Source organism: Peribacillus sp. SIMBA_075 (genome assembly GCF_046534585.1).
Genome location: NZ_JAWRYN010001216.1, coordinates 1 through 250, shown reverse-complemented (window position 1 = coordinate 250; position 250 = coordinate 1). Strand labels below are relative to the sequence as shown.

Annotated in this window: 1 pseudogene; it reads right to left on the bottom strand. The window is 41.2% G+C overall.

Annotated features, from left to right (window positions below):
- Nucleotides 1-35 precede the first annotated feature (35 nt).
- Nucleotides 36-250: pseudogene (gene ipk / locus SB775_RS32190) on the bottom strand (4-(cytidine 5'-diphospho)-2-C-methyl-D-erythritol kinase); the annotation flags it as partial.

Below are 250 nucleotides of genomic sequence, written 5' to 3'. Positions count from 1 at the left end.
AATATTCTAAACAAATCATAACGTATTATACGTCTTTATTCAAGCGTTTCTCGCTCTCCTAATAAACGCACTGCATATACTTGCTCGCAAAATCCTTTTAACCCGTTATATATGCGGTGCATTCGCGAATCATGGTGTACAAGACCAAATACAGTTGGCCCACTTCCACTCATTAATACGGCATCTGCCCCAAAGCGTTTCATCTGTGATTTAATACGTGCAACCTCGGGATGCATCGCAAACGTCACAT